General features: G+C 46.4%; 20 protein-coding genes. 16 read left to right on the top strand and 4 right to left on the bottom strand.

What is annotated here, in order from left to right:
• Nucleotides 1-93 precede the first annotated feature (93 nt).
• Complete coding sequence (locus tag RQP52_RS20515) at nucleotides 94-474, bottom strand: TIGR04086 family membrane protein (protein WP_315953593.1); 381 nt, start codon at nucleotides 472-474, stop codon at nucleotides 94-96.
• 109 nt (nucleotides 475-583) lie between these two features.
• On the opposite strand from RQP52_RS20515, the gene RQP52_RS20510 reads away from it, so the two are divergent.
• Together RQP52_RS20510 and RQP52_RS20505 are read left to right on the top strand one after the other, a co-directional pair.
• Entirely contained in the window at nucleotides 584-1,924 is a 1,341-nt protein-coding gene (locus tag RQP52_RS20510) for an ArsB/NhaD family transporter (protein WP_315953592.1), read from the top strand.
• A gap of 106 nt (nucleotides 1,925-2,030) precedes the next feature.
• Nucleotides 2,031-2,717, top strand: coding sequence for a DUF421 domain-containing protein (locus RQP52_RS20505; protein WP_315953591.1), 687 nt, complete (start codon nucleotides 2,031-2,033; stop codon nucleotides 2,715-2,717).
• Between the two features lies 1 nt (nucleotide 2,718).
• Here the strand turns inward: RQP52_RS20505 and spoVB are convergent, their stop codons facing one another.
• The gene (gene spoVB, locus RQP52_RS20500; RefSeq protein WP_315953590.1) at nucleotides 2,719-4,284 is read right to left on the bottom strand and encodes a stage V sporulation protein B; all 1,566 of its coding nucleotides are present in this window, start codon (nucleotides 4,282-4,284) and stop codon (nucleotides 2,719-2,721) included.
• A gap of 165 nt (nucleotides 4,285-4,449) precedes the next feature.
• Here spoVB and RQP52_RS20495 point away from each other — a divergent pair, with 165 nt between their 5' ends.
• The 10 genes from RQP52_RS20495 to RQP52_RS20450 all read left to right on the top strand — a co-directional run bounded on the left by RQP52_RS20495 (nucleotide 4,450) and on the right by RQP52_RS20450 (nucleotide 16,394).
• Nucleotides 4,450-4,806 (top strand): post-transcriptional regulator, encoded by a 357-nt coding sequence (locus RQP52_RS20495; protein WP_315953589.1) that lies wholly within the window; start codon nucleotides 4,450-4,452, stop codon nucleotides 4,804-4,806.
• 101 nt (nucleotides 4,807-4,907) lie between these two features.
• A complete protein-coding gene (gene secD, locus RQP52_RS20490; protein WP_315953737.1) occupies nucleotides 4,908-6,140 on the top strand; it encodes a protein translocase subunit SecD in 1,233 nt (410 codons plus the stop codon).
• On the top strand, nucleotides 6,130-7,056 hold the full coding sequence (gene secF / locus RQP52_RS20485; protein ID WP_127455337.1) for a protein translocase subunit SecF: 927 nt from the start codon (nucleotides 6,130-6,132) through the stop codon (nucleotides 7,054-7,056). The genes secD and secF overlap by 11 nt, the downstream gene beginning before the upstream one ends.
• 65 nt (nucleotides 7,057-7,121) lie before the next feature.
• Complete coding sequence (locus tag RQP52_RS20480) at nucleotides 7,122-8,075, top strand: cation diffusion facilitator family transporter (RefSeq protein WP_315953588.1); 954 nt, start codon at nucleotides 7,122-7,124, stop codon at nucleotides 8,073-8,075.
• 57 nt (nucleotides 8,076-8,132) lie between these two features.
• Complete coding sequence (recJ, locus tag RQP52_RS20475) at nucleotides 8,133-10,577, top strand: single-stranded-DNA-specific exonuclease RecJ (protein ID WP_315953587.1); 2,445 nt, start codon at nucleotides 8,133-8,135, stop codon at nucleotides 10,575-10,577.
• A complete protein-coding gene (locus RQP52_RS20470) occupies nucleotides 10,574-11,086 on the top strand; it encodes an adenine phosphoribosyltransferase (RefSeq protein WP_157319191.1) in 513 nt (170 codons plus the stop codon). Before recJ ends, RQP52_RS20470 begins: the two co-directional genes overlap by 4 nt.
• 232 nt (nucleotides 11,087-11,318) lie before the next feature.
• The gene (locus RQP52_RS20465; protein WP_315953586.1) at nucleotides 11,319-13,505 is read left to right on the top strand and encodes a RelA/SpoT family protein; all 2,187 of its coding nucleotides are present in this window, start codon (nucleotides 11,319-11,321) and stop codon (nucleotides 13,503-13,505) included.
• A 40-nt stretch (nucleotides 13,506-13,545) separates the two neighbouring features.
• Nucleotides 13,546-13,986, top strand: a complete 441-nt coding sequence (gene dtd / locus RQP52_RS20460; RefSeq protein WP_315953585.1) for a D-aminoacyl-tRNA deacylase — start codon at nucleotides 13,546-13,548, stop codon at nucleotides 13,984-13,986.
• 84 nt (nucleotides 13,987-14,070) lie between these two features.
• Nucleotides 14,071-14,244 (top strand): hypothetical protein, encoded by a 174-nt coding sequence (locus RQP52_RS20455; RefSeq protein WP_315953584.1) that lies wholly within the window; start codon nucleotides 14,071-14,073, stop codon nucleotides 14,242-14,244.
• Between the two features lie 203 nt (nucleotides 14,245-14,447).
• Nucleotides 14,448-16,394, top strand: a complete 1,947-nt coding sequence (locus RQP52_RS20450; protein WP_379170964.1) for an FAD-dependent oxidoreductase — start codon at nucleotides 14,448-14,450, stop codon at nucleotides 16,392-16,394.
• Nucleotides 16,395-16,497: 103 nt separating this feature from the next.
• Here the strand turns inward: RQP52_RS20450 and RQP52_RS20445 are convergent, their stop codons facing one another.
• Nucleotides 16,498-16,806, bottom strand: coding sequence for a hypothetical protein (locus RQP52_RS20445; protein ID WP_315953582.1), 309 nt, complete (start codon nucleotides 16,804-16,806; stop codon nucleotides 16,498-16,500).
• A gap of 339 nt (nucleotides 16,807-17,145) precedes the next feature.
• Nucleotides 17,146-17,535 (bottom strand): DoxX family protein, encoded by a 390-nt coding sequence (locus RQP52_RS20440; protein WP_315953581.1) that lies wholly within the window; start codon nucleotides 17,533-17,535, stop codon nucleotides 17,146-17,148.
• A gap of 122 nt (nucleotides 17,536-17,657) precedes the next feature.
• Here RQP52_RS20440 and RQP52_RS20435 point away from each other — a divergent pair, with 122 nt between their 5' ends.
• The 4 genes from RQP52_RS20435 (at nucleotide 17,658) to RQP52_RS20420 (ending at nucleotide 22,261) form a co-directional block, all read left to right on the top strand.
• A complete protein-coding gene (locus RQP52_RS20435) occupies nucleotides 17,658-17,963 on the top strand; it encodes a winged helix-turn-helix transcriptional regulator (protein WP_127455345.1) in 306 nt (101 codons plus the stop codon).
• A gap of 433 nt (nucleotides 17,964-18,396) precedes the next feature.
• On the top strand, nucleotides 18,397-19,662 hold the full coding sequence (gene hisS / locus RQP52_RS20430; protein WP_315953580.1) for a histidine--tRNA ligase: 1,266 nt from the start codon (nucleotides 18,397-18,399) through the stop codon (nucleotides 19,660-19,662).
• Nucleotides 19,663-19,705: 43 nt separating this feature from the next.
• Complete coding sequence (gene aspS, locus RQP52_RS20425; RefSeq protein WP_315953579.1) at nucleotides 19,706-21,484, top strand: aspartate--tRNA ligase; 1,779 nt, start codon at nucleotides 19,706-19,708, stop codon at nucleotides 21,482-21,484.
• Nucleotides 21,485-21,508: 24 nt separating this feature from the next.
• Nucleotides 21,509-22,261 (top strand): tRNA threonylcarbamoyladenosine dehydratase, encoded by a 753-nt coding sequence (locus RQP52_RS20420; protein ID WP_315953578.1) that lies wholly within the window; start codon nucleotides 21,509-21,511, stop codon nucleotides 22,259-22,261.
• Nucleotides 22,262-22,657: the final 396 nt, after the last annotated feature.

Here is a 22,657-nt window from a genome sequence, read left to right as displayed (position 1 = left end):
GGTGTTTTCCCCCTAATATTGGAAATTATTGCGAATATAACTATGATAGTATACCACAATCAAAGGGGGATAGTGAATTTTCACGGAAACGTCTTATTTCTGCGTGTTAACGCCAAGGATGCCTCCAAGTGCTCCTGCTGCAAATAAAATACCGAGCAATTGCAGGGATTGAAGATTCAATCCTGCGTCAAAAGCTAGAAAACCAACCAAGAAAATAAGGATAAAATAGACGAATCCGACGAGTCCCCCGTGGTACCAGCCGCGGTTACCGGCTCTTTTTCCTGAAACCCAGCCTCCAATAAACAGTGCTGCAGCATGAATTATCGTAGTTAACGTATGCAAGGAACTCTCTTGTGTGCTAGTTAGCAGCAAAAATAATGATGTTACTATTGTCCCAATTGTCATCATGCTTAATGAATAGGCAAGTCCGGAAAATAAAGGAGATGTTATTCGAACCTGACTGACCGTTTTCATGGGGTTCACAGGCACCAATCCTTTCTTATATTCGTTCTTTTCATTATCATCATTGTATGGCCAAGCACATAGAATTAGTACAGACTGTTCAAAGGGAAGGTGAATAATTATGACGGAATTTTCTCAAGGACCCGCTCTATGGCAGGCTATTGCAGCTCTTATTATTTTTGTTGCCGCTTATATTTGTATCTTGATTGAAAAGTGGGACCGTACGTATACGGCGCTTGGAGGAGCCATCCTGATGCTTCTGCTGGGCGTTGTTCCAATTGGAAAGGCGCTTACAACATACGCGAATTGGCCTGTTCTTTTATTTCTTGTTGGTTTATTCGTAATTGCCGGCCTTTTTCAGAAAACAGGACTTATCGCATTCGCCGCAAGCAAAATCATACGCGTGTTTCGGTTACAGCCTTTTACGATATTAATAGGTTTGTCGCTACTGGCCGCTGTAACTTCTGCCTTATTAAACACTTTGCTCGCCATCGCTATTATTGTTCCGATCCTGCTCAAAACGACGAAGATGATGAAACTGTCGCCTGTACCTTTTTTGATTTCCGTATTGTTATCGGCGAATCTCGGTGGTGCAGCAACGCTTATGGGCAATTGGTCCAATAGGCTGATAGGTGCATCAGAGCATATAACAACAGGGGAGATGCTATTAAAAGTCGGACCGCTGGTTATTCTCATGTTGGCCATCGTATATCTAGCCATTTGGTTTCTCTATGGAAGGAAAATGATTATTCCTGAAACGTACAAGCGGGAGGTGCTTAGTTTACAGCCCGATACATACTTAACGGAAGATCGCGCCCAATTTATCGGTGGCTGCGCCATTGCCGGGGTAACGCTGCTTGCTTTTTTATTGCAAGGTATTTTGGGTTGGCAAGCTTCCTATATTGCTGCAGGTGGGGCAGTAGCGCTAATTGCACTCAACTATCAGGACTTCATTCAGCTTTTCAAAAAGAGAGACTATCGTTCCTTCTGGAGTGGGCTATTAGAAACACAGGGTTTGTTTTTTCTAGGATTGTTTATTATGGTTGGCGGATTAACGTATGCCGGGATATCGGGATTTATCGCTGTTAGAGGGTTGGAATTGAGCCAAGGCTCCATATCATTCTTATCCATGCTTTTGTTATGGTTAACGGGGTTTGGTTCATCGGTTGTGGATTATGTACCTTATACCGCGGCTATGATTCCTGTAATAGAACATATAGGAACAGAAATGAAGAGTTTTTCCCAAGCATCCATTCAGCCTCTGTGGTGGTCCATTATCGTTGGAACCGCGATTGGAAGCGGGGTTACGCTCTTCGGTTCGATATCGAGCATGTATGCGGCGGCACTCGCTGAGCAAGAAGGGGGAGGGCTGAATCCCCGTAATTATTTCATGATTGCAGGGCCGATTTCCTTAGTTTTATTCATCGTAGCTACGATCTATTTCAAGTTATTTCTGTTGTAATTCCCAACAATTGAATACGTAAAAATTGCATGATGAAGTGCATGAGCGGTCAGAATACCAGTGAACTCCGAGAACAAGCAAGTAGCTTAGATCAGGGAGGCTATCGATGGATATTCTGACCATTTTTTTACGTACCGTGCTGATCTACTTTGTCGTTTTTCTCATGCTACGTCTTATGGGAAAACGGGAAATCGGGAAGTTATCGCTGTTTGATCTGGTTATTTCGATTATGATTGCCGAAATTGCCGTGTTCGTGCTTGAAGATGTAGAGAAGCCAGTCATGGATGGGATTGTCCCGATGGCGACACTGGTGCTGATCCAAATCATCATCGCCTATGTCACATTAAAGAATAGAAATCTCCGGATTCTATTTGACGGGAAACCTAGCGTGATCATCAAACAAGGATTGATCGACCGTGAAGAAATGAGGAAACACCGTTATAACCTGGATGACTTAATGCAGCAGCTAAGGCAAAATAAGATCATGAATGTCGCAGACGTGGAGTTTGCCGTTCTTGAGCCCTCGGGGAAGTTAAGCGTAGTGGAGAAAAGCTTGAAAGCGAAAGAGACAGCGATTGACGAACAAGGCCTGAAAGGCACCATTCGATATGAGGGACTACCGCTGCCTCTCATTATGGACGGCAAAGTACAGGACGATAATTTGGAGAAAATAGGAAAAACGAGATTTTGGCTAAAAAACCAGCTTCAATTCAAGGGAGCGCGCGATTTCAAAGAAGTGTTTTACTGCTCTATTGATCACAGGGGTAGAATGTTTCTTGACCGCAAAAGATAGATCAGCGGATAATTTTTTTGCCCATGTTCAGAATCCGGGTCAGATCCTTCAAGCTAATCAATCGAAAGACCGTAATCGAAAACATATAGACAATAAAGCCTACGAGTGATGAAGCTACAAAACGAAGCCATTCAACGGATGTCCATGGGACGTACATGATGAAGTAACAACATAGGCCTGAAAGTGCCATAGCCACTCCAATTTTGCCGAAATCACTGCCCTCCATACGAAACTTCAGCAAACGCACAACGCTGTTCCAATGCAGGAGCGTAACCAGCACGATGTTTACATTGATCGCAAAAACAGCTCCTTGAATGCCGAGTTCCGGCTTGCTGGCCAACCAATAAATGAGTATCAGTTTGACGGTAGAGCCTATCAAGGTATTGATCAAAGCGGATCCAGGTTTGTTCAAAGCTTGCAGAGTCGACTGCAAGGGGGCCTGGAAATAGATGAATATGGCAATTGGAGCCATCATCTTCAGCATGATACCAACATCGGGTTGATTGTACATATACCTGCAGATGGGTTCGGCCAGGACGAACATGATGACAGCGAACGGAGCACCTGTGACTAAAGCCAGTTTTAAGGATTGGTGCAGGCGTGCATGGATTGTTTTCATATCTTTGCGAGCCGCGGCTTCACTTAATGAAGGGACCAGCGAGACCGATAAAGACATTGTCAGTGCGCTTGGAAGCAGAATGATAGGGATAACCATGCCTTGCAATGCGCCATACTGCGCTGTTGCCAACGAAGTGGCGATGCCTGCAATTGCTAGACTTTGTGCTATGAGAATAGATTCGAATAAATAAGAGCTTGCCCCAATTAACTTACTGCCCGTAATCGGAATGGAAATGCGCATAATCCGTCGGAAGTTAGCCAACCGGCCATTCGTTTTCGTGGTACCGATCTGAGCGACAGGAAGTTTCGGTGACGATTTCTTATCGTACCTGAAATGGATGGCCAGAACGGCTAGACCGCCAATTTCACCGGCAAGAACGCCTACCATGGCGCCGGCGGCGGCATATTCGATCCCGTATGGGATCATAACATACGAGCAGACAAGCACCATCACAATGCGAATCAGTGTTTCCATAATCTGTGATGTGGCCGTGGGAATCATATTCTGTCTGCCTTGAAAGTATCCGCGGTAAACAGCGGAAACCCCGATGATCGGGATCATGGGACTCATGCACAAGAAGGTGTAATAAACGCGTGAATCGGTTAACAAATGGGAGGTGATCCAAGAGGCTCCTGCTACGCAAGCAATAGTGAATAGGATGCTCAAGCCAATTGTGATCACTAAAGAAATTCGAAGAATGCTGCGAATTCTCGATTCATTATGCTCGGCTTCAGCCTCGGCAATCAGCTTGGCAATGGCAATAGGTATGCCTCCCGTTATGATCGTCAAGATGACGGAAAGGAAAGGCCAGCCCATTTGATAAAGGCCAATGCCTTCTGCGCCGATGACACGCGGTAAAGTAATTCTGGGGATGAAGCCGAGAATACGGTTCAAAATGCCTGCGGCCAAAAGAATCATCGTGCCCCTGATAAATGACTGCTTGGTCATGCCATACCCTCTTCCGATACTTGTCTTACCTTATGAATATGCGAGAGTTGGTCAGGCTCATGCTAACATTTTATGGACAGGTTAAAGCTAGCAGGAAATTGGAGGGTGAATATCGAATAACATGTCAAGTTAACCATGATAAACTGACCTTAGGAGGATCTCTCTATGAATGGAGAAGATAATGATCAAGTTCCTCATCATCCTGAGGACAAGGCAAGCGAACAGATAGAGGAAAGTGAGTCAGCCCCCCATAACGCGGACAAGGAAGAAGCGGAAATTGCACTTTCCGATTTTGAATTGAGCGAGCTCATCGAGAATCTCTGTTTGAGCAAAGTGGAGGAGTTTGTGCTGCTTGGCTATGAACATGTCACTGGAAAAGAGATCTGGGATTGTGTGAGTGACAAATACCGTAAAACGGGTGTCCCTTCTCTTCATCAAATCGTGAATGACATCTTATCACTGAAATCGACCCAGTTTATGAACTGGCTGACGATAAGCATGTATAGAGGGGCCCAATTCTAAGAATAGGGCTTATTTTTTCATGTAACGACTTAAATTGACTCGATTTTCAGACCTGTATATAATAGGCATATTGAGTATCGAAGGGAGACAAGCAAGAGATGCTGGATTGGAAAAGAATATCGTTCTTTTTTCTAACGGTTGTAATTGTTCTCGGCGCAATCGGAGCAACAAGCCCTAGACTTGTAGAACGAATCAAGCTTGGTTTGGATTTAAAAGGCGGATTTGAAATTTTGTATACCGCGGAGCCACTAACGGCTGGGCAGCCTTTAACGAAGGAAACGCTTACGCAAGCAGCGGAAAGTCTTGCCAAACGGGCTGACTCCCTTGGTGTAGCAGAGCCTGAGGTCTACCCAGAAGGAACAGATCGGATTCGTGTGCGTCTGGCAGGCGTTGAGAATGAGGAAGAAGTTAGAAGTTTGATGTCCAAGCCATCTGTTCTTACCTTCAGAGGTCCGGACGGTACAGTGTACATGAATGGTACTGACTTCGTGGAAAACGCAGCGAAATTAAGCTACGATCCGAATACGAAACAGCCGATTGTCGAGATCAAAATGAAAAGCAGAGAGAAATTCAAGGAAGTTACGACTAAGCTGGTGGGCAGCACATTGTCCATCTATCTGGACGATCAAGTGCAATCGACGGCATCCGTTAATTTCCCGATCGACAGCGACTCCGCAATCATTACACAAACAAGTGTAACGGAAGCAACTAAAGTAGCGAAAATGATTAACTTGGGGGCTATGCCGCTAAAGTTAACCGAAAAATATATTCAACGTGTTGATGCGACGCTAGGACAAGCATCCTTGCACCAAACAGCGCGTGCTGGGCTGATTGCATCGATCCTGATTTTCATCTTCATGGTACTGTACTATCGTGCACCGGGGCTTGTTGCGGCTTTCACGCTAATTACATACATTTGGGTTCTTCTTGCGGTCTTCGACTTTATGAATGCAACCTTGACATTGCCGGGTATTGCGGCACTTGTTTTGGGAGCAGGTATGGCGGTTGACGCGAACATTATTACATACGAGAGAATCCGTGAAGAAATTCGCGCGGGCAAAAGCATCCTTTCTTCTTTGAAAGCAGGCTCCAAGCATTCCTTCCGTACAATCATGGACGCTAACGTTACGAACTTGATTGCCGGTATTGTTCTTTACTATGTAGGGAACGGCGCAATCCGTGGATTCGCGGTTATTACAATGTTAAGTATTATCATCAGTATCTTAACGAATGTTCTTTTCTCCAGATGGCTGCTCCATCTGATCATACGAGGCAACTTGCTGAAAAAGCCAAGTTATTTCGGTGTGAAGGAGGCAGACATCCGTGGACTCTAAGAACAAGTTTGATTTTGTAAGATCTCGTAATAAATTCTTTGGTATTTCGATTGTTCTTCTTATCATAGGATTAGCTGTAATGCTTTTCTCAGGGATGAACTTCGGGGTCGATTTCAAAGCAGGAACGAATATCGATCTTGTCGTAGGCAAGCAGTTGGATAAAGCCAAAGTCGATGAGATTCTGAACGGTCTGTCAACGAGCGGTGATGTGAAATCGCACCATGCGGACCCGACAATCGGGGGGAACAACAGTGATCGTGTCTCAATCCGCTTCGATGACGTGCTGAACGACGACGCGGTGAATAAAATTCAAAAAGCATTTGCAACGGCTTATGGCGTTGATGTTTCCAAAGAGATCAATACCGTAGATCCTCAGTTGGCAAAAGAATTGCTGTTGAAAGCCGTATATGCGGTAGCGATTGCCAGCGTATTGATTTGTGTGTATGTCAGCATCCGTTTCGAATGGCGTTTTGCGATTGCTGCGATTATTGCCATTCTTCACGACGCATTCATGGTTATCGCGGTTTTTGCGATTTTCCGTCTGGAAGTCAATCTTCCGTTTCTGGCGGCTGTTTTGACGACCATCGGTTATTCCATCAATGATAAAATCGTTATTTTTGACCGTATCCGTGAAAATCTCAGATTCGCCAAGCTCAAAACGGACGAAGACCTCGTTGCTTTGGTCAACGACAGTATTTGGCAGACGATGGCGCGTAATATCAATACCGTTCTCGTGGTATTAATTGCCGCTGGCTGCTTGTACATTTTCGGAAGCGAGTCCATCAAGTTGTTCGCACTTGCGAAGCTGGTCGGATTAACGAGCGGTGCTTACTCCTCCATCGTTATTGCTTGTTCTCTGTGGTACCTCTTGAAAAGAAAATCGTTACGGAGTTCTAAAAAGAAAGCTGCAGCGTAATAACCATAGTAACTGGCCGCGTGAATGTTGCGCGGCCTTTGTATCCGTTCAGGGGGAGTGTCAGCGTGAAAGACGAGCGTTTTCAAAAAACGGAGCTTGCGGTATGGGGCGGCATCGCCGGTAATGCAGTTCTTGCGTGTCTGAAAGGTATTGTTGGGATTATGGCGCAGAGCTCAGCCTTGTTAGCTGATGCCGCACATTCGGCATCAAGAGCCATAACCTCTTCCGCAGCACTGATTCGTGTGAAATCAGATCAGCAGCCTCCAGAGGAGTTGGATGTCCAAAGTCCAGAAAAGAATAGGTCTTTCGCAAGTATTCTGCTGGCTATCGTCGTTCTTATTATAGGAATCGAGATGGGGATTTCTGCGATTCAAGCCCTAGGGTCTGTGGAGGAACATACTGACAAGAATTACGCGCTCGCTGCGCTTGGACTTTCGTTAGTCGTCAAAGAAATCATGTATCAATACGTAAGCCGGTTGGGCAAACGTATAGGCTCGCAGGAATTAATTGCTAATAGCAGAGGGCACCGTTCCGATATATACTCTACTATTGTGGCTCTAATAGGGGTATTCGGCGCAACATTGGCCAACGTCTTAGAGGTCCCATTCCTTTCCTATTTGGATCCGATAACTGGAATTATCATTTCTCTTTTGATCTTGAAAATGGGGTATTCGCTTGTCAAGGAAGCTTTACATAGGAAGCAAGAGTATGTTCTACAGCAAGAGGATGCTGACGATCTGATTGCCGTTGTGCAGTTGATTAAAGGTGTAATCACCGTAGATGACTTAAGAGCCAGAGAGCACGGACATTATGTGGTGGTTACGGTCAAAATCAGCGTGAATCCAAGGGTAACGGTTTGGGAAGGGCATGAAGTTTCCAAAAGGATCAAACAGCAGCTGATGAAAAGATTTCATCATGTTTCGGATGTGGTTGTGCACGTGGCTCCTTATGATGCCGGCTATCCCTACAAACATTCTACGGATTCAGAGCTCAGCGAGCTTCCATCCGTTATTCATTAATTTTGCAATAAGCACGAAGACAGTTTTGCATAGCAAAACTCTAAGGAGGACACATAAGTGCTAGCACCAAAGGCAAGATGGAGCATTGGCCATGCAGATGAAATGCTCATAGAAACTTTTGTGCGCGAGCTGCAGATCGACCCGCTTGTGGCCCGACTGCTTGTTCTCCGAGACATTCGGACGGTACCCGAAGCCGAACAATTCATGCATGGCGGAGTTCAGTATTATCATGATCCTTATTTGCTCGATGGCATGCACCAGGCTGTTGAACGTATCCGGAAAGCACTTCAGAACAACGAATTTATTCGCATATATGGGGACTATGATGCAGACGGCGTTAGCAGCACTTCGCTAATGTATCATTTGCTCAAAGGCTTAGGTGCTCGGTTCGATACGTATATCCCGCATCGCATTCGTGAAGGCTATGGTCTGAATCGCTCAGCGATTGATTTAGCCAAAGAGCAAGGCGTAGATCTCTTAATTACCGTGGACACAGGCATTAGTGCCGTTCAAGAAATCGCCTACTGTGAAGAGCTAGGCATAGATGTCATCGTGACGGATCACCATGAACCTCCGGAGCACCTGCCACAGGCTTTGTCTGTGATCAATCCGAAGAAGCCAGGCTGTCCTTATCCTTTTAAGCACCTTGCCGGTGTTGGTGTTGCTCTGAAGCTGGCACACGCTTTGCTGGATAGGCTGCCAGAGGAACTGCTGGAATTTGCGGCTCTTGGCACGGTAGCGGATTTAATGCCGCTGAATGGCGAGAACCGATTAATTGTCAAACAAGGTCTGCAGCGCATGCAGGATTCGGCTTACGCAGGATTCCGTTCGCTTATTGGCGTCTCAGGCATTGAACGCAAGGAAGTGACAGCAGGTCACATCGGCTTCTCACTCGCACCAAGAATCAATGCCAGCGGAAGATTGGAAGCAGCGGATATCGCGGTTAAATTGTTGACGACGTCCAATGAAACCGAGGCGGAGCAAATTGCTTTTGAATTGGATATGCTGAATAAAGAACGTCAACTTATCGTTGAAGACATGGTGAAAGAAGCTTTTGTTCTCGCAGAAGAGCAGCAGGCCAAAGGTCTGGACAAAGTGATCGTCGTGGCGAAGGAAGGCTGGAATGTGGGCGTTGTCGGCATTGTAGCCTCCAAAATCGTGGATAAATTTTACCGTCCGACCCTAGTACTCAGCATAGATCCGCAGACAGGGATTGCCAAAGGTTCAGCACGTTCCATTGCCGGTTTTGATTTGCACAAGGCTTTGACAGTCTGTGAAGAGTGGCTGGACCACTACGGAGGCCATCAAGCGGCAGCTGGGATGAGTTTAAGCAGAGACCATTTGGAGGCTTTCACGCAAAAGCTGAACGAGCTTGCAGCTGCGACATTGACGGAGCAGGATTATATCCCGCTGTTGAAGGCTGACGCTGTATGCAGCTTGCCCGATGTTCCGATTGCCAGCATTGAAGGGTTGGAAAAGCTTGCGCCATTTGGCATGGGCAATCCCGCGCCAAGGTTCATGTTCACCAATTTATCGCTGGATGACATCCGGACCATGGGCAAAGAGAAACAACATCTGAAGCTCGCGCTCTCTCAGGCCAAAGATGAAGTAAGCTGCTCGGTGGAAGCCGTTGGGTTCGGCAAAGGCAGTCTGGCTGGACTCATCACACAAGCAGCAAAGGTCGATGTGCTTGGCGAGCTGTCTATTAATGAGTGGAACGGCGTCCGCAAGCCGCAAATTGTCATGCAGGATTTAAAGATAACGCATATGCAGCTCTTTGATTGGCGTGGAGCGGGGCAATTAAGCGCCAAGCTGAATATGCTTCAAAATAACCTGGCAACAAGCAACGCGAAGAATCAAGTGCCTGGTATCGTGCTCTTCGACGAAACAGATGTGAAAGCTTTTGCTGCCACGGCTTTTCAAATTGGCGAAGCGATCCCTTACTGGGTCTTTCAAGATAGCGGCCTTCTACGGCCAGGCAATGAAACAGCCAGTCAGCTGGATTTTGCTCATATGAAGGATATCATTCTGTACACGATCCCAAGGAGTTTAGTCAGCCTACAAGGCGTTTTACAGCAAGCCCTTGGCATGATGCGTTGTTATCCAGTTTTCGCAGAGTTAGGTCCTGACAGCGGAAGCACATTGCCTTCCCGTGAGATGTTTAAGATGATGTACGGCACATTACAAAAAGAGGGTTCGTTGAATGTGCAAGATGTCCGTCTAATGGCCTCATTTAGCAAAAGATCGGGACTGTCGCCAGCTATGATTCAATTCATTTTATCCGTGTTTGAGGAGTTAGCGTTTATTGAAAGACAAGGGGCTTTCGTTAAACTGCATGCATCACCTGCAAAAAAAGATCTTACGGCATCCCGCATTTATCAGCATAGAATGAATCGTCAAGAAGTTGAATCTGTTGTGATGTATTCTTCAGCCAAAGAATTAGAGCAGTGGATTGCCCAGCATATCAAGAAAGAAAACCACATATTGGAGGAAATTATATGAATTTCAAAGAGTACATTCGCGTCATCCCAGACTTCCCGCAACCGGGAATCCGTTTCAAAGATATCACCACGCTGCTTCAAAACGGTGCTGTCTACAAAGAAGCCATTGATCAACTGAAAGAAATGGTTAAAGAGAAAGAAATTGATGTCATTGCGGGACCAGAAGCTCGCGGCTTCGTCATCGGCGCTCCACTGGCTTATGCGCTTGGCGTAGGTTTTATTCCGATTCGCAAAAGCGGTAAACTGCCAGGCGAAACCATTGAAGTGGATTATGCCTTGGAATACGGCAAAGATAAACTTGCGATGCACAAAGATGCCATTAAGCCTGGTCAAAAAGTTCTGATTGCCGATGACTTGCTGGCAACCGGCGGAACGATTCAATCCTCGATCGATTTGATTCAACAGCTTGGTGGAGATATTGTAGGGGCAGCATTCCTGATTGAGCTTTCCTATCTGGAAGGCAGAAATAAGTTTAATGGTATAGATGTCGTTTCCTTAGTTCAATATTAAAATAAGCGAAGAATCGAATGTTAAATTCGATTCTTTTTTGTACATGGAAATAGGCCATAAGGAAGGGAATATTTCAAAGGATTTGAGGCAAAATGATGGTTTTTGTCGAAAGGTTAACATGGCATAGTTGACGCGGAGCCTGCCTTGCAGGCATAATGAATAAAAATCGACTAAAGATGAGCGTTTGAAAAGTTCGCTTTTTAAACAACCTCTAAAGGGAATGGGTAGATGCATGGGTATAGAGCAGCTGTTAGAGAAGGCAGCCACCTATCTGAAAGAGAATGATTTGCAGAGGATACGGGAGGCCTATGAATTCGCGGATGAAGCCCATCATGGCCAAGTGCGCAAATCGGGGGAGCCCTATATTCTGCATCCACTCGCTGTTGCAGATATACTGGTGAACATGCAGATGGACGTCACATCCGTGATCGCGGCGCTTCTGCATGATGTCGTTGAAGATACAACAGTTTCACTCGAAACTGTTCTAGATAAATTCGGGAAAACCTGCGCCATGCTTGTAGACGGCTTGACGAAGCTCGAACGAATTAAGTTCAAGTCCAAGGAAGAGCAGCAGAATGAGAACTACCGCAAAATGTTTGTCGCTATGGCGCAGGATATTCGCGTTATTTTGATTAAACTTGCGGATCGACTGCACAACATGCGCACATTGAAGTACCAATCGGAAGAAAGCCAGCGCCGCATAGCGGAGGAAACGCTGGAGATTTTCTGTCCGATTGCACACAGGCTCGGGATTTCCACCATCAAGTGGGAAATGGAGGATATCGCCCTCCGTTATTTGAATCCGCAGCAGTATTACCGGATCGTGAATCTGATGCAGAAGAAGCGAACCGAACGTGAGCAATATATTGAAGACGTGATTCACAGTATCAAAGAAAAGCTGGATGAGATGGGAATCCAAGGAGATATTTCCGGAAGACCCAAACATCTCTACAGTATTTATAAAAAAATGAGCTCCCGCGGCAAACAGTTCAATGAGATCTATGATCTCATGGCCCTGCGCGTAATTGTCGATGGCATCAAGGATTGCTACGCTTCTTTGGGTATTATTCATACATTGTGGAAACCGATGCCTGGACGTTTCAAAGATTATATCGCTATGCCGAAACCGAATATGTATCAGTCTCTCCATACAACGGTGATCGGTCCCAAAGGGGAACCTCTGGAGGTTCAGATTCGTACTTGGGAAATGCATAGAACGTCCGAGTTCGGTATTGCTGCACACTGGGCTTACAAAGAAGGTGGCTCCGTTGTGCCATCAGGCACGTTTGAAGATAAGATGAGCTGGTTCCGTGAAATTTTGGAGCTTCAGCATGAAACGAATGATGCTTCGGAGTTTATGGAATCCATGAAGATGGACTTCTTCTCTGATCTTGTCTTTGTGTTTACGCCAAAAGGCGAAGTCATCGAGCTTCCGGCCGGTTCTGTGCCTTTGGATTTTGCTTACCGTATTCATACGGAGGTTGGAAATCGGACCATTGGCGCCAAAGTCAATTCGCGCATCGTCCCCTTGGATCACAAGTTGAAAACAGGGGATATCATTGAAATTTTGACGTCCAAACATTCCTATGGACCAAGTCAGGATTGGATCAAGCTCGCGCAATCGTCCCACGCCCGCAGTAAAATCAAGCAGTGGTTCAAGAAAGAGAAGCGCGAAGAGAACGTCGAAAAAGGGAAAACCATGATTGAGCGCGAGCTCAAGCGGTTGGCTATTGATCCGCCGACACTGATGAGCGATGAGAAAATGCTCGAAGCGGCGAAGAAGTTCAATTTTAACGACATTGAAGACATGCTGTCTGCTGTCGGGTTTGGCGGTATTACAGCCGCGCAAATATGTACGAAGCTTACGGAAAAGCTGCGTAAGGAAGCCGAAGAAGCTCAGGTGCTTCAGCTCACTACGGAAGTTAAAGAAGTTAAGTCACCAAGCGCAACCGAACGGAAAAGCCGACCTACCAACGGCGTGCGAGTGAAGGGCGTGGACAACTTGCTTGTGCGCTTTGCCCGCTGTTGTAATCCGGTTCCCGGTGATTTGATCATCGGCTACATTACAAGAGGACGCGGCGTGTCCGTGCACCGGGCGGATTGTACGAATATCCCCACAAGCATGGGGGAAGAGGAACGGGTCATTGAGGTTGATTGGTGTGAAGCCATTGAATCCAATTTCAATGTGGAAATTGAGATTACAGGCCATGATCGCCGAGATTTCTTAAACGAAGTGCTTCAGGCTGTTTCAGAAAGCAAAACGAGTATTTCAGCGGTTTCGGGCCGATCGGATAAAAACAAGATGGCAACGGTTCATATGACCATTTTGATCAAAAATATCGATCATCTGCAGTCGGTTGTCGAGAGGATCAAACGTGTAAGAGACGTTTATTCCGTTCAGCGTATTATGCAAAGCTAGCTTGCGGCTGTGAACGAACGTAAGGAGATTTAGAGAAACCATGAGAGTAGTTGTTCAGCGGTGCAAACGCGCAGAAGTAACTGTTAATGGAGCGTCTGTCGGACAGATCGAGCAGGGGCTGATGCTGCTAGTCGGCATCACCCACGGAGATACCGAGCAGGATGCCAAATATATAGCGGACAAAGTAGCCGGGCTGCGCATTTTTGAAGATGAGACCGGTAAAATGAATCTTTCCGTGCTGGAAACAGGCGGTCAAATTTTATCCGTTTCCCAGTTTACTTTGTATGGGGATTGCCGCAAAGGGAAACGGCCCAACTTCATGTCGGCGGCTAGACCCGAGATTGCACAGCCTTTGTATGATAAATTCAATGAGCTGCTTCGTGCTCAGGGCCTGCAAGTGGAAACGGGGGCATTTGGCGAAATGATGGATGTTTCCTTTACGAATTGGGGACCTGTTACTTTAATCATCGATAGCAAATAGTCGGGTTCCCTCTTACGTAAAGGATAAGATGCGGACAGCCTGGATATACTAAAACTGTATATTCTTGCAGTTAGGAGCATCCAGATGCGTCAATCGATCAAGCATAAAGCCATGACGGCGCCAGAGCAGCAACTGCTGCATACAACACTTGCCGAGCGGCTGAGTCAAGCACCAGCGTTAGCCGACGTTGAAATTAGCGCAGAGTTCACATCCGATCAGGAAAAAATGAAAAGCATTCCCAAGAAATCATATCGTTAATCGTAAAGCCCCGCGCTGCCTCGTCAGCAATGCGGGGCTTTATTTGTTGGATGTGGCAAGATTTCTCTACGACTTTAAAATGTGGTAAACTAACTAGTGATGTTTTTGGCTGACAAAATAATCGACTGCTCTAGAAAGCTTATCAAACCTTTAACCGGTAAGCTGTATGAAAAGCAGGGGACAAGGTGGGTGCTTTCGTTTTAATGGCAAATCCGAATCGTAACAATTCCGCTTCCAAAGGATGGCTTTGGTTGATGGGAATCTTGATTCTGCTCGCGGTGCTAGGGGCTGCGGCGTCTTTGTATTATCAATATAAACACCACATAAGCGGTGGACAGACTAAGGCGAAGCAAGAAATTGAAGAAGTGAAATCCGTGAAGAAAACGAAAGAAGCATATGATGTCATTGTCGTTGGTACCGACCCTGAGGGGGTTGCTGCGGCCGTTTCGGCTGCGCGTAATGGGTTAACTACCCTTCTGGTGGATGGACGGAATCGTGAGATTCTGGGAGGGCTAATGACACTGGGCTGGATTAACTCCATTGATATGAACTATGCTCCAAACAAGAACCTTTTAGGAAAAGATGATGTCTTCAATAAAGGCTTTTTCTCCGAGTGGTATGCCAAAATTGAAGGGGATTCCTTCGATGTGAATACAGCCGCGAATGCGTTCTATGATTTGGTTAAAAATGAATCTAAAATCGATGTGCTGCTCAAAACGAAGAAAATCGATCCGCTCCTTTCCCAAGATAAAAAGGCTGTGCAAGGCGCCACGATTACACTCGAGGATGGCAGTAAGCAAGTCGTGAAGGCGGCTTCGGTTATCGATGCGACGCAGGATGGAGATTTCGCGGCAGCAGCAGGAGTGCCGTTTACAATTGGTCATGAGGACATTGGGGATCCGAATTCCAAAATGGCTGTGACGCTTGCGTTTCGTTTGAAAAACGTAACACCGGAAGTTTGGAACCTGATGGCCACAAGGCTGAACGGGGATAATAATCCGGATACAGGAGTAAATGATGTTAGTGTATTTGGTTACGGGGAGATGAGTAAATACCCGCCTCTTAACAAAGAAAGAGCCAAGATGAGAGGGCTTAATATGGGTAGGGAAAATGACAATACCGTCCTTATTAATGCCTTGCAAATTTTCGGGGTCGATACCTTTGATCCGAAAGCTGTTCAAGAAGCTTTTGACATCGGAAAAAAAGAACTGCCTAATATTTTATCTTATATGCAAAAAAACTTCCCTGAATTTGCAAGCCTTGAATTAGATGGATCTGCACCAGAGCTATATGTTCGGGAAACGCGTCATATGCAGGGGGAATACCGGTTGAGCATTGTTGACGTTTGTACGAACAATGATCAATGGGACCGTATTGGATTCGGATCTTATCCAGTGGACATCCAGAGGATTTCACCGACCGATAACGGCAACGTTGTGTGTAAACCGAAGCAGTACGCTATCCCGTTCCGCAGCCTAGTGCCGCAGAAGGTGGATGGACTGCTTGTAGTAGGTAGAGCGGCCAGTTACGATACACTACCGCATGGAAGTGCCCGCGTTATGCCTACAGGCATGGCAGAAGGGGAAGCCGCAGGAGCTGCAGCGATGTTCGCGAAGCAGGAGAAGATGACGTTCCGCCAATTGTCGGCGTCCAAAGAAGTCATTGCGAAGCTGCAGGAGCAGTTGAACAAACAAGGGATGGAGATTCATCCGATAACGCTCAAGCCGCAGCCTTTTATGGAGCATAAAGCGTATGAGGGGCTGAAATCCGCTCTTATGCTTGGCTTGGCTTCCGGTGCATACGACAACAATTTTCACTTGGATGACCCCGCGAATCCGAAACGGATGGTCAATCTCGTGAGCGGCGCGAAGAAAATGAAGCCGGATGCTTTCAAAGGGGATGTATCCCAGGCGATTGCGAAGATGGAGAATGCCGATAAAATCCCGTTATCGCTTGAGCAGGCCACATATACGATAACACAAGCTTTGGGACTGGCTGCTACATCCAAAGAGGCACAGGCAAAGTTAATAGAGAATAAGCTGTTAACCGATGCTTCATTGAAGCTAATAGCAGACAAGCAAAAGTTAACGAACGGCGACATATACTTGCTTATCAAAGATCTGAAGGTTGGCTTAACCGGCAAACCTTAATAAATAACAAATAAGAGCCTTATTACGCCGTAGTTATATGTGGCGGTAAGGCTCTTATCTTTTTTTTCGAAGCCATTGGAAGTTTTGACTGCGCTTACAAAATTCAGTCAGCTTCTGATGCATCCTCTTCGGCTTCCGCAGATTCTTCCGCATCTTCTTCGGCAGAATCATCACTATCTACTTCGGCTTCTTCGTCGGCATCAACTTCCGCTTCTTCTTCCGCTTCGACTTCTTCTTCCTCAGCTGCTTCTTCAGCTTCGTCCGCTTCGTCCGAATCCTCAATGGCCTCTTCTTCGGCTGCTTCAGCTTCTTCGGCTACATCGTCTTTAACTTCAGCTTCGGCTTCGGATTCCTCAGAGAAGAGCACCACTAGATCCTGCCGTTCCTCTTGAAACTCGTTTTGTGTTGTCATTGTTACAGCCTCCTGATGATAAATTCAAGGCCATTTGCCTTGTTGTAATCTATATGTGGAAAAAAGGCTGAATATACGAGGGGAGCAAATGAAAATGATTGAAAATACAGGGAAAACACTGTAATGAAATTGTAATTTAAATTTCATACTGCGTTAATCAACCATGGATATAATAAAAGTCGACCCCCTTTAATTTATATATTGTCTAGAGGCCTGCCGCCACTCGTGCTGCAGGCTATTTTCTTTTAAGATGTGCTCATGTTTCGCCATCGAAATAGAAAAGGGCTATCATCCATCAAGTCATTTCTGACTTAAGGAAATAGCCCATTTCTTCATTTTTTAAAATAAAGCATCCAGAGAATAGTCACCTGCACCGATAAGCGCGACGCCTAATGCCACCGCAATCAAAAGCAAATTGTACTCGAACCCATTTGAAGTTGACCAGTAGCTTTTATAGTGTACCTTTACAATAGCAACAAGCATAGTAATGATAATAAGTGCAGCTGCAAGTGGTGTCCAAAGTCCAGCAGCAAAGAGCAAGCCGCCTGCAATTTCCGACAAACCAGCCAGAACGGCCATTAGCACACCGGGCTTAATACCAATGGAATCGAAAAAGCCTCCTGTGCCTTTTGGTCCATAACCACCAAACCATCCAAATACTTTCTGTGTGCCGTGCGCGGCTATTGTTAAACCTAACACCAAACGAATAATAAGAAGACCTAAGGCCATGACTAACTACTCCTCTTTAAATAAATTTTATTTAATTACTTACTTTATGTTAGTATATTATTACGCAGCACTTACTTTTGTCAAGCGACTATGTTAAAATTGTTTATAAGGAGATGATTTATATGGAAGACTACCAACTGTGCCCGAAATTCGAAAATGCATTTGAACTTCTGGGAAAGCGTTGGACGGGGCTCATCGTACATGTCTTGTTGACGGGGCCGAAGCGGTTTAAAGATATATCCGTGCTTATCCCAAGTATGAGCGATCGCATGCTTTCGGAGAGATTTAAAGAACTTGAGGCTGCAGAGATCATTGTCCGACACGTGTACCCGGAAACTCCGGTTCGTATTGAATATGAATTGACAGCTAAAGGAAAAGGACTTAAGCCTGTTATGGACGAGTTGCAAAAATGGGCAGACTCTCATTAATTAAATGAAGGCGGCGCTAAGTCAAGTGGACGTATATCTCTTGACTTTACTTCTGCCAATGTTTACAATAAACAATAATTCAATACCTTTGTGATCCGTTGAAGGGATAAAGTATTTCGCCCCCACATTATCAGAGAAGGAAGTCAAGGCTGCGAGCTTCCTATGATGAGCGAACGAAAAGACCTCCCCGAGGACCTGCTGGGAACGACATGTCTATTTATGACCGTCTAGTAGTGGCAGTGCGTATTCGCGGGCGTTAACCGTAAAGAGCAGATTTCTGTTTATTGTGCTATGGTGCGAGAACAGACGATCTGAATGTGGGTGGTACCACGGGTGAATTTGTTAATCAAATCTCTCGTCCCTGACGAACGTCGGGGGTGGGGGATTTTTTTGTTATATAACCAAGAGCGACAGATAAAGGGAGGTTGAACACATGAGCATTCAAAAGCCAAAAGGCACGCAGGACCTGCTTCCCGGCGAAGTGGAGAAGTGGCAGTACCTGGAAAGTAAGGCAAGAGACTTATGTCAACGATTTAACTACAAAGAAATCCGTTCGCCGATTTTTGAAAGTACAGAGCTTTTTTCCAGAGGTGTCGGAGAAACGACGGATATTGTCGAGAAAGAAATGTACACCTTTATGGATAAAGGCGATCGCAGCATGACCTTGCGTCCGGAAGGGACAGCCGGCGTTGTTAGGGCTTATGTAGAAAATAAGCTATATGGAGTTCCGGATTTGACGAAGTTGTTCTATGTGGGACCGATGTTTCGATATGAACAGCCGCAAGCCGGAAGATACCGCCAGTTCCACCAGTTCGGGATTGAAGCCTTTGGATCCGTTGATCCAAGCATTGATGCAGAGGTCATTGCGCTGGGGTACACGTTTTACAAAGAAATTGGGTTAAAAGAAGTCACCGTTGAAATTAACTCGGTGGGCACACCTTCCGTTCGCACGGTTTACCGCGAGAAACTGCAGGAATTTTTTGCACCAGTGAAACACCTGCTTTGCAAAGATTGCCAGTCCCGCTATGATCGCAACCCGATGCGCATTCTTGATTGCAAAACCGATCAGAAGTATGGGGTAGGCGCTCCTGAGATTCTGGATTATTTGGACGAAGAATGTTCGACACACTTTGCACAGGTTCGAGAGCACTTAACCGCTATGGACATTCCCTATCGGGTAAATCCTCGCTTGGTGCGCGGGCTTGATTATTACACACACACCGCTTTTGAGTACAAAGCAGCCGGCATTGGAGCTATCGATACAATTGGTGGCGGCGGGCGCTATAACGGTCTCGTTGAGCAAATTGGCGGTCATGGCACAGATCAGCCAGGCGTAGGCTTGGGGCTAGGTCTGGAACGCATTCTGCTTGTGCTGCAGGCGCAAGGTGTTGAGATTCCGAAACCGGAGCCGCTTGATGTATACCTAATCGGATTAGGCGAGCCTGCCGAGAAGGAAGTCACGAAGCTGCTTCACCAGTTAAGGATTCAAGGCCTCAAAGCCGAGAAGGACTACCAAGGGCGCAAATTGAAGGCGCAAATGAAATCAGCAGACCGTTTTCAAGCGAAGTATGTGGCGATTCTCGGAGACGATGAGTTAGCCCGCGGCGAAATTACGCTGAAGCAGATGGAAACAGGTTCTCAAGTTATTGTAAGTTTAGTGGATCTTGCTTCAAATGCTGCAAAGACACTATTCGAATAGATAGTTTTAAATGATTAATTACTCATGAGGAGGCAACAACATTATGATGCTCAAAACACATCATTGCGGGCAGCTTACGAAAGCTCAGGTAGGACAGACTGTTATTTTAAACGGGTGGGTACAAAGAAGACGTGACTTAGGCGGGGTTCTATTTATTGATCTTCGCGATCGCAGCGGGCTTGTACAGACCGTATTTAACCCGGATTTCTCAGGCGATGCCCTAGCTATTGCGGATCGTGCGCGTAATGAATATGTGCTTGCTGTAAAAGGGAAAGTTGTTGAGCGTGACGCGGAGACGGTTAACAAAAATATCCCAACCGGTGAAATTGAAATCCAAGTAACGGAAATCGAAATCATGAACGCAGCCAAGACACCTCCGTTCTTCATTGAAGACGGTGTGGAAGTAGATGAAGCCGTTCGTCTGAAATACCGCTATTTGGACCTTCGTCGTCCGGAAATGCAAAGAACGTTAATGCTTCGCTCGAAAGCGTCCAAAATTTTCCGCAATTTCTTGGATGACCAAGGATTTGTAGAAGTGGAAACACCGATTTTGACGAAAAGCACACCGGAAGGCGCTCGCGATTACTTGGTGCCAAGCCGTGTTCACCCGGGTGAATTTTTCGCGCTGCCGCAATCCCCACAAATTTTCAAACAACTATTGATGGTTAGTGGTCTGGAGCGTTACTACCAAATCGCACGTTGTTTCCGCGACGAAGACCTTCGTGCAGACCGTCAACCGGAATTTACACAAGTCGACATTGAGACTTCCTTCCTAGCGCAAGATCAATTGCTGGATATTTTGGAAGAGCTTGTCGTGAACTTGATGAGAGAGACGGCACAAGTCGAAATTCCGCGTCCATTCCAGCGTATTACGTATGCGGATGCAATGGCGAAATATGGTTCAGACAAACCGGATCTGCGTTTCGGACTGGAGCTTGAAGATGTATCGGATATCGTTCAAACTTCCGGCGTACAAGTGTTTGCGAATGTGGTTAAAGGCGGAGGCCAAGTGAAAGCGCTGAATGCCAAAGGCTGCGGTACTTGGAGCCGTAAAGAAATCGATGACCTGCTGCCATTCGCGGCGCGTTACGGTGCCAAAGGTTTAGCATGGATTCAAGTCAAAGACGGCGAATTCAAAGGGCCTATCGTGAAATTCTTTAACGAAGCTGAAATTGCTGCTCTGACTGAGCGTCTTGGCGCTGAAGAAGGAGATCTACTTCTTTTCTCCGCGGATAAAAAGAAAGTCGTAGCTGATGTTCTAGGCAACCTTCGTCTGAAAATCGGTCGTGAGCTTGGACTCATCGACGACTCCAAGTTCAAGTATGCATGGGTCGTAGACTTCCCGCTGCTTGGATACGACGAAGAAGCCAAACGTTATGTCGCAGAGCACCATCCGTTCACGCGTCCTAACGAAGATGACATTCATTTCTTTGACACGGACCCTGGCCAAATTCGCGCTCAAGCGTATGACCTTGTATTGAACGGCTATGAAGTAGGCGGCGGTTCCATGCGTATTTACCAACGTGATGTGCAAGAGAAAATGTTCGGAGCACTTGGTTTCTCAAATGAAGAAGCACAAGAGAAATTCGGCTTCTTGCTCGATGCGTTCGAATATGGGACGCCTCCACATGGCGGTTTCGCCTTCGGTTTCGACCGTTTGGTGATGCTGATCACAGGCCGTACGAACTTGAGAGAAACAATTGCATTCCCGAAAACAGCTAGCGCGACTGACCTGTTGATGGATGCACCGGGAACTGTAGATGACAAACAGCTTGATCAATTGTCGATTCGCTTAGCGCTTAAGCAGCCTGCTAAAGCCTAAGAACATTGAAGAGGACGTGTTTCTATGCTTCACCAATTTTCGCGGACTGAACTAGCCATTGGCCCTGAAGGTCTAGATATTATGAAAAATAGCACCGTCGCCGTCCTGGGCATCGGCGGTGTCGGTTCGATCGCCGCAGAAGCATTGGCGCGTACAGGGGTCGGACGGCTTATTCTGATCGACAAGGACGTTGTCGACATCACGAATATTAACCGTCAGATTCATGCCCTTACAACGACCGTAGGGCAGCCCAAAGCTGATCTGATGCGCGATCGGATCAAACTGATTAATCCGGAATGCGATGTTATCTCCATGCGGATGTTCTACACAGAGGAAACCTACGAGGAAGTGTTCGCTCATCACATCGACTACGTGCTCGATGCCAGTGACACCATTTCCTATAAAATTCATCTGATCAAGCAATGCTTGGAGCGGAAGATTCCGATCATCTCCAGCATGGGAGCCGCTAACAAAATGGACCCTTCGCAGTTCAAAGTAGCGGATATTTCCAAAACGAGCATGGATCCGATCGCTCGGGTCGTGCGCCAGAAGCTGCGCAAAGAAGGCATCAAAAAAGGCGTAAAAGTCGTCTTCTCTACCGAAGAGCCGATGAAGCCGCGTGAAGACGTTACACAACAAATCGTACCGGCGAATGCCCCAGAAATTCGCAAAGCGAAGCAGCCGCCTGCGAGCAACGCTTTCGTTCCTCCGGTGGCAGGGTTGATCATGGTGAGCGTGGCCGTGAAAGATCTGCTGGAGATCGGTTCGAAGAAATAAAGATGAGGGGCTATCTTAACAGGTCAGCAATGATCTGTTGAGATAGCCCCTTTCTGCTTTGGAGGGTAGTGGTGGTGGGGGACATGGTACTGTGAAACATGGTGTTGCTGTTGGGGAACTACGGGGACTTATTTCCACTTTTTTTGTTGAATTTAAGCTGAATGTGACATATTAGAGGACCGTAGTTCCCTTGGGCTAGTGAAATTCGTGAGAATATTGGAATAGCGGACCGTAGTTCCCTTCACGGCCGGAAGCCGTGTGCAAGCCCAAGTGCAAGTGCAAGTGCAAGTGCAAGTGCAAGTGCAAGTGCAAGTGCAAGTGCAAGTGCAAGTGCAAGTGCAAGTGCAAGTGCAAGTGCAAGTGCAAGTGCAAGTGCAAGTGCAAGTGCAAGTGCAA

The sequence above is a fragment of the Paenibacillus violae genome, assembly GCF_032461945.1.
Lineage (GTDB): Bacteria > Bacillota > Bacilli > Paenibacillales > NBRC-103111 > Paenibacillus_E > Paenibacillus_E violae.
This window is presented reverse-complemented; position numbering and strand designations above follow the sequence as displayed.

Bases quoted from the DNA above. Each gene is read 5' to 3' on its own strand.
- RQP52_RS20515 (WP_315953593.1), bottom strand. From the start codon at position 474: ATGAAAACGGTCAGTCAGGTTCGAATAACATCTCCTTTATTTTCCGGA.
- RQP52_RS20510 (WP_315953592.1), top strand. From the start codon at position 584: ATGACGGAATTTTCTCAAGGACCCGCTCTATGGCAGGCTATTGCAGCT.
- RQP52_RS20505 (WP_315953591.1), top strand. From the start codon at position 2,031: ATGGATATTCTGACCATTTTTTTACGTACCGTGCTGATCTACTTTGTC.
- spoVB (WP_315953590.1), bottom strand. From the start codon at position 4,284: ATGACCAAGCAGTCATTTATCAGGGGCACGATGATTCTTTTGGCCGCA.
- RQP52_RS20495 (WP_315953589.1), top strand. From the start codon at position 4,450: ATGAATGGAGAAGATAATGATCAAGTTCCTCATCATCCTGAGGACAAG.
- RQP52_RS20470 (WP_157319191.1), top strand. From the start codon at position 10,574: ATGAATTTCAAAGAGTACATTCGCGTCATCCCAGACTTCCCGCAACCG.
- RQP52_RS20465 (WP_315953586.1), top strand. From the start codon at position 11,319: ATGGGTATAGAGCAGCTGTTAGAGAAGGCAGCCACCTATCTGAAAGAG.
- dtd (WP_315953585.1), top strand. From the start codon at position 13,546: ATGAGAGTAGTTGTTCAGCGGTGCAAACGCGCAGAAGTAACTGTTAAT.
- RQP52_RS20455 (WP_315953584.1), top strand. From the start codon at position 14,071: ATGCGTCAATCGATCAAGCATAAAGCCATGACGGCGCCAGAGCAGCAA.
- RQP52_RS20450 (WP_379170964.1), top strand. From the start codon at position 14,448: ATGGCAAATCCGAATCGTAACAATTCCGCTTCCAAAGGATGGCTTTGG.
- RQP52_RS20445 (WP_315953582.1), bottom strand. From the start codon at position 16,806: ATGACAACACAAAACGAGTTTCAAGAGGAACGGCAGGATCTAGTGGTG.
- RQP52_RS20440 (WP_315953581.1), bottom strand. From the start codon at position 17,535: ATGGCCTTAGGTCTTCTTATTATTCGTTTGGTGTTAGGTTTAACAATA.
- RQP52_RS20435 (WP_127455345.1), top strand. From the start codon at position 17,658: ATGGAAGACTACCAACTGTGCCCGAAATTCGAAAATGCATTTGAACTT.
- hisS (WP_315953580.1), top strand. From the start codon at position 18,397: ATGAGCATTCAAAAGCCAAAAGGCACGCAGGACCTGCTTCCCGGCGAA.
- aspS (WP_315953579.1), top strand. From the start codon at position 19,706: ATGATGCTCAAAACACATCATTGCGGGCAGCTTACGAAAGCTCAGGTA.
- RQP52_RS20420 (WP_315953578.1), top strand. From the start codon at position 21,509: ATGCTTCACCAATTTTCGCGGACTGAACTAGCCATTGGCCCTGAAGGT.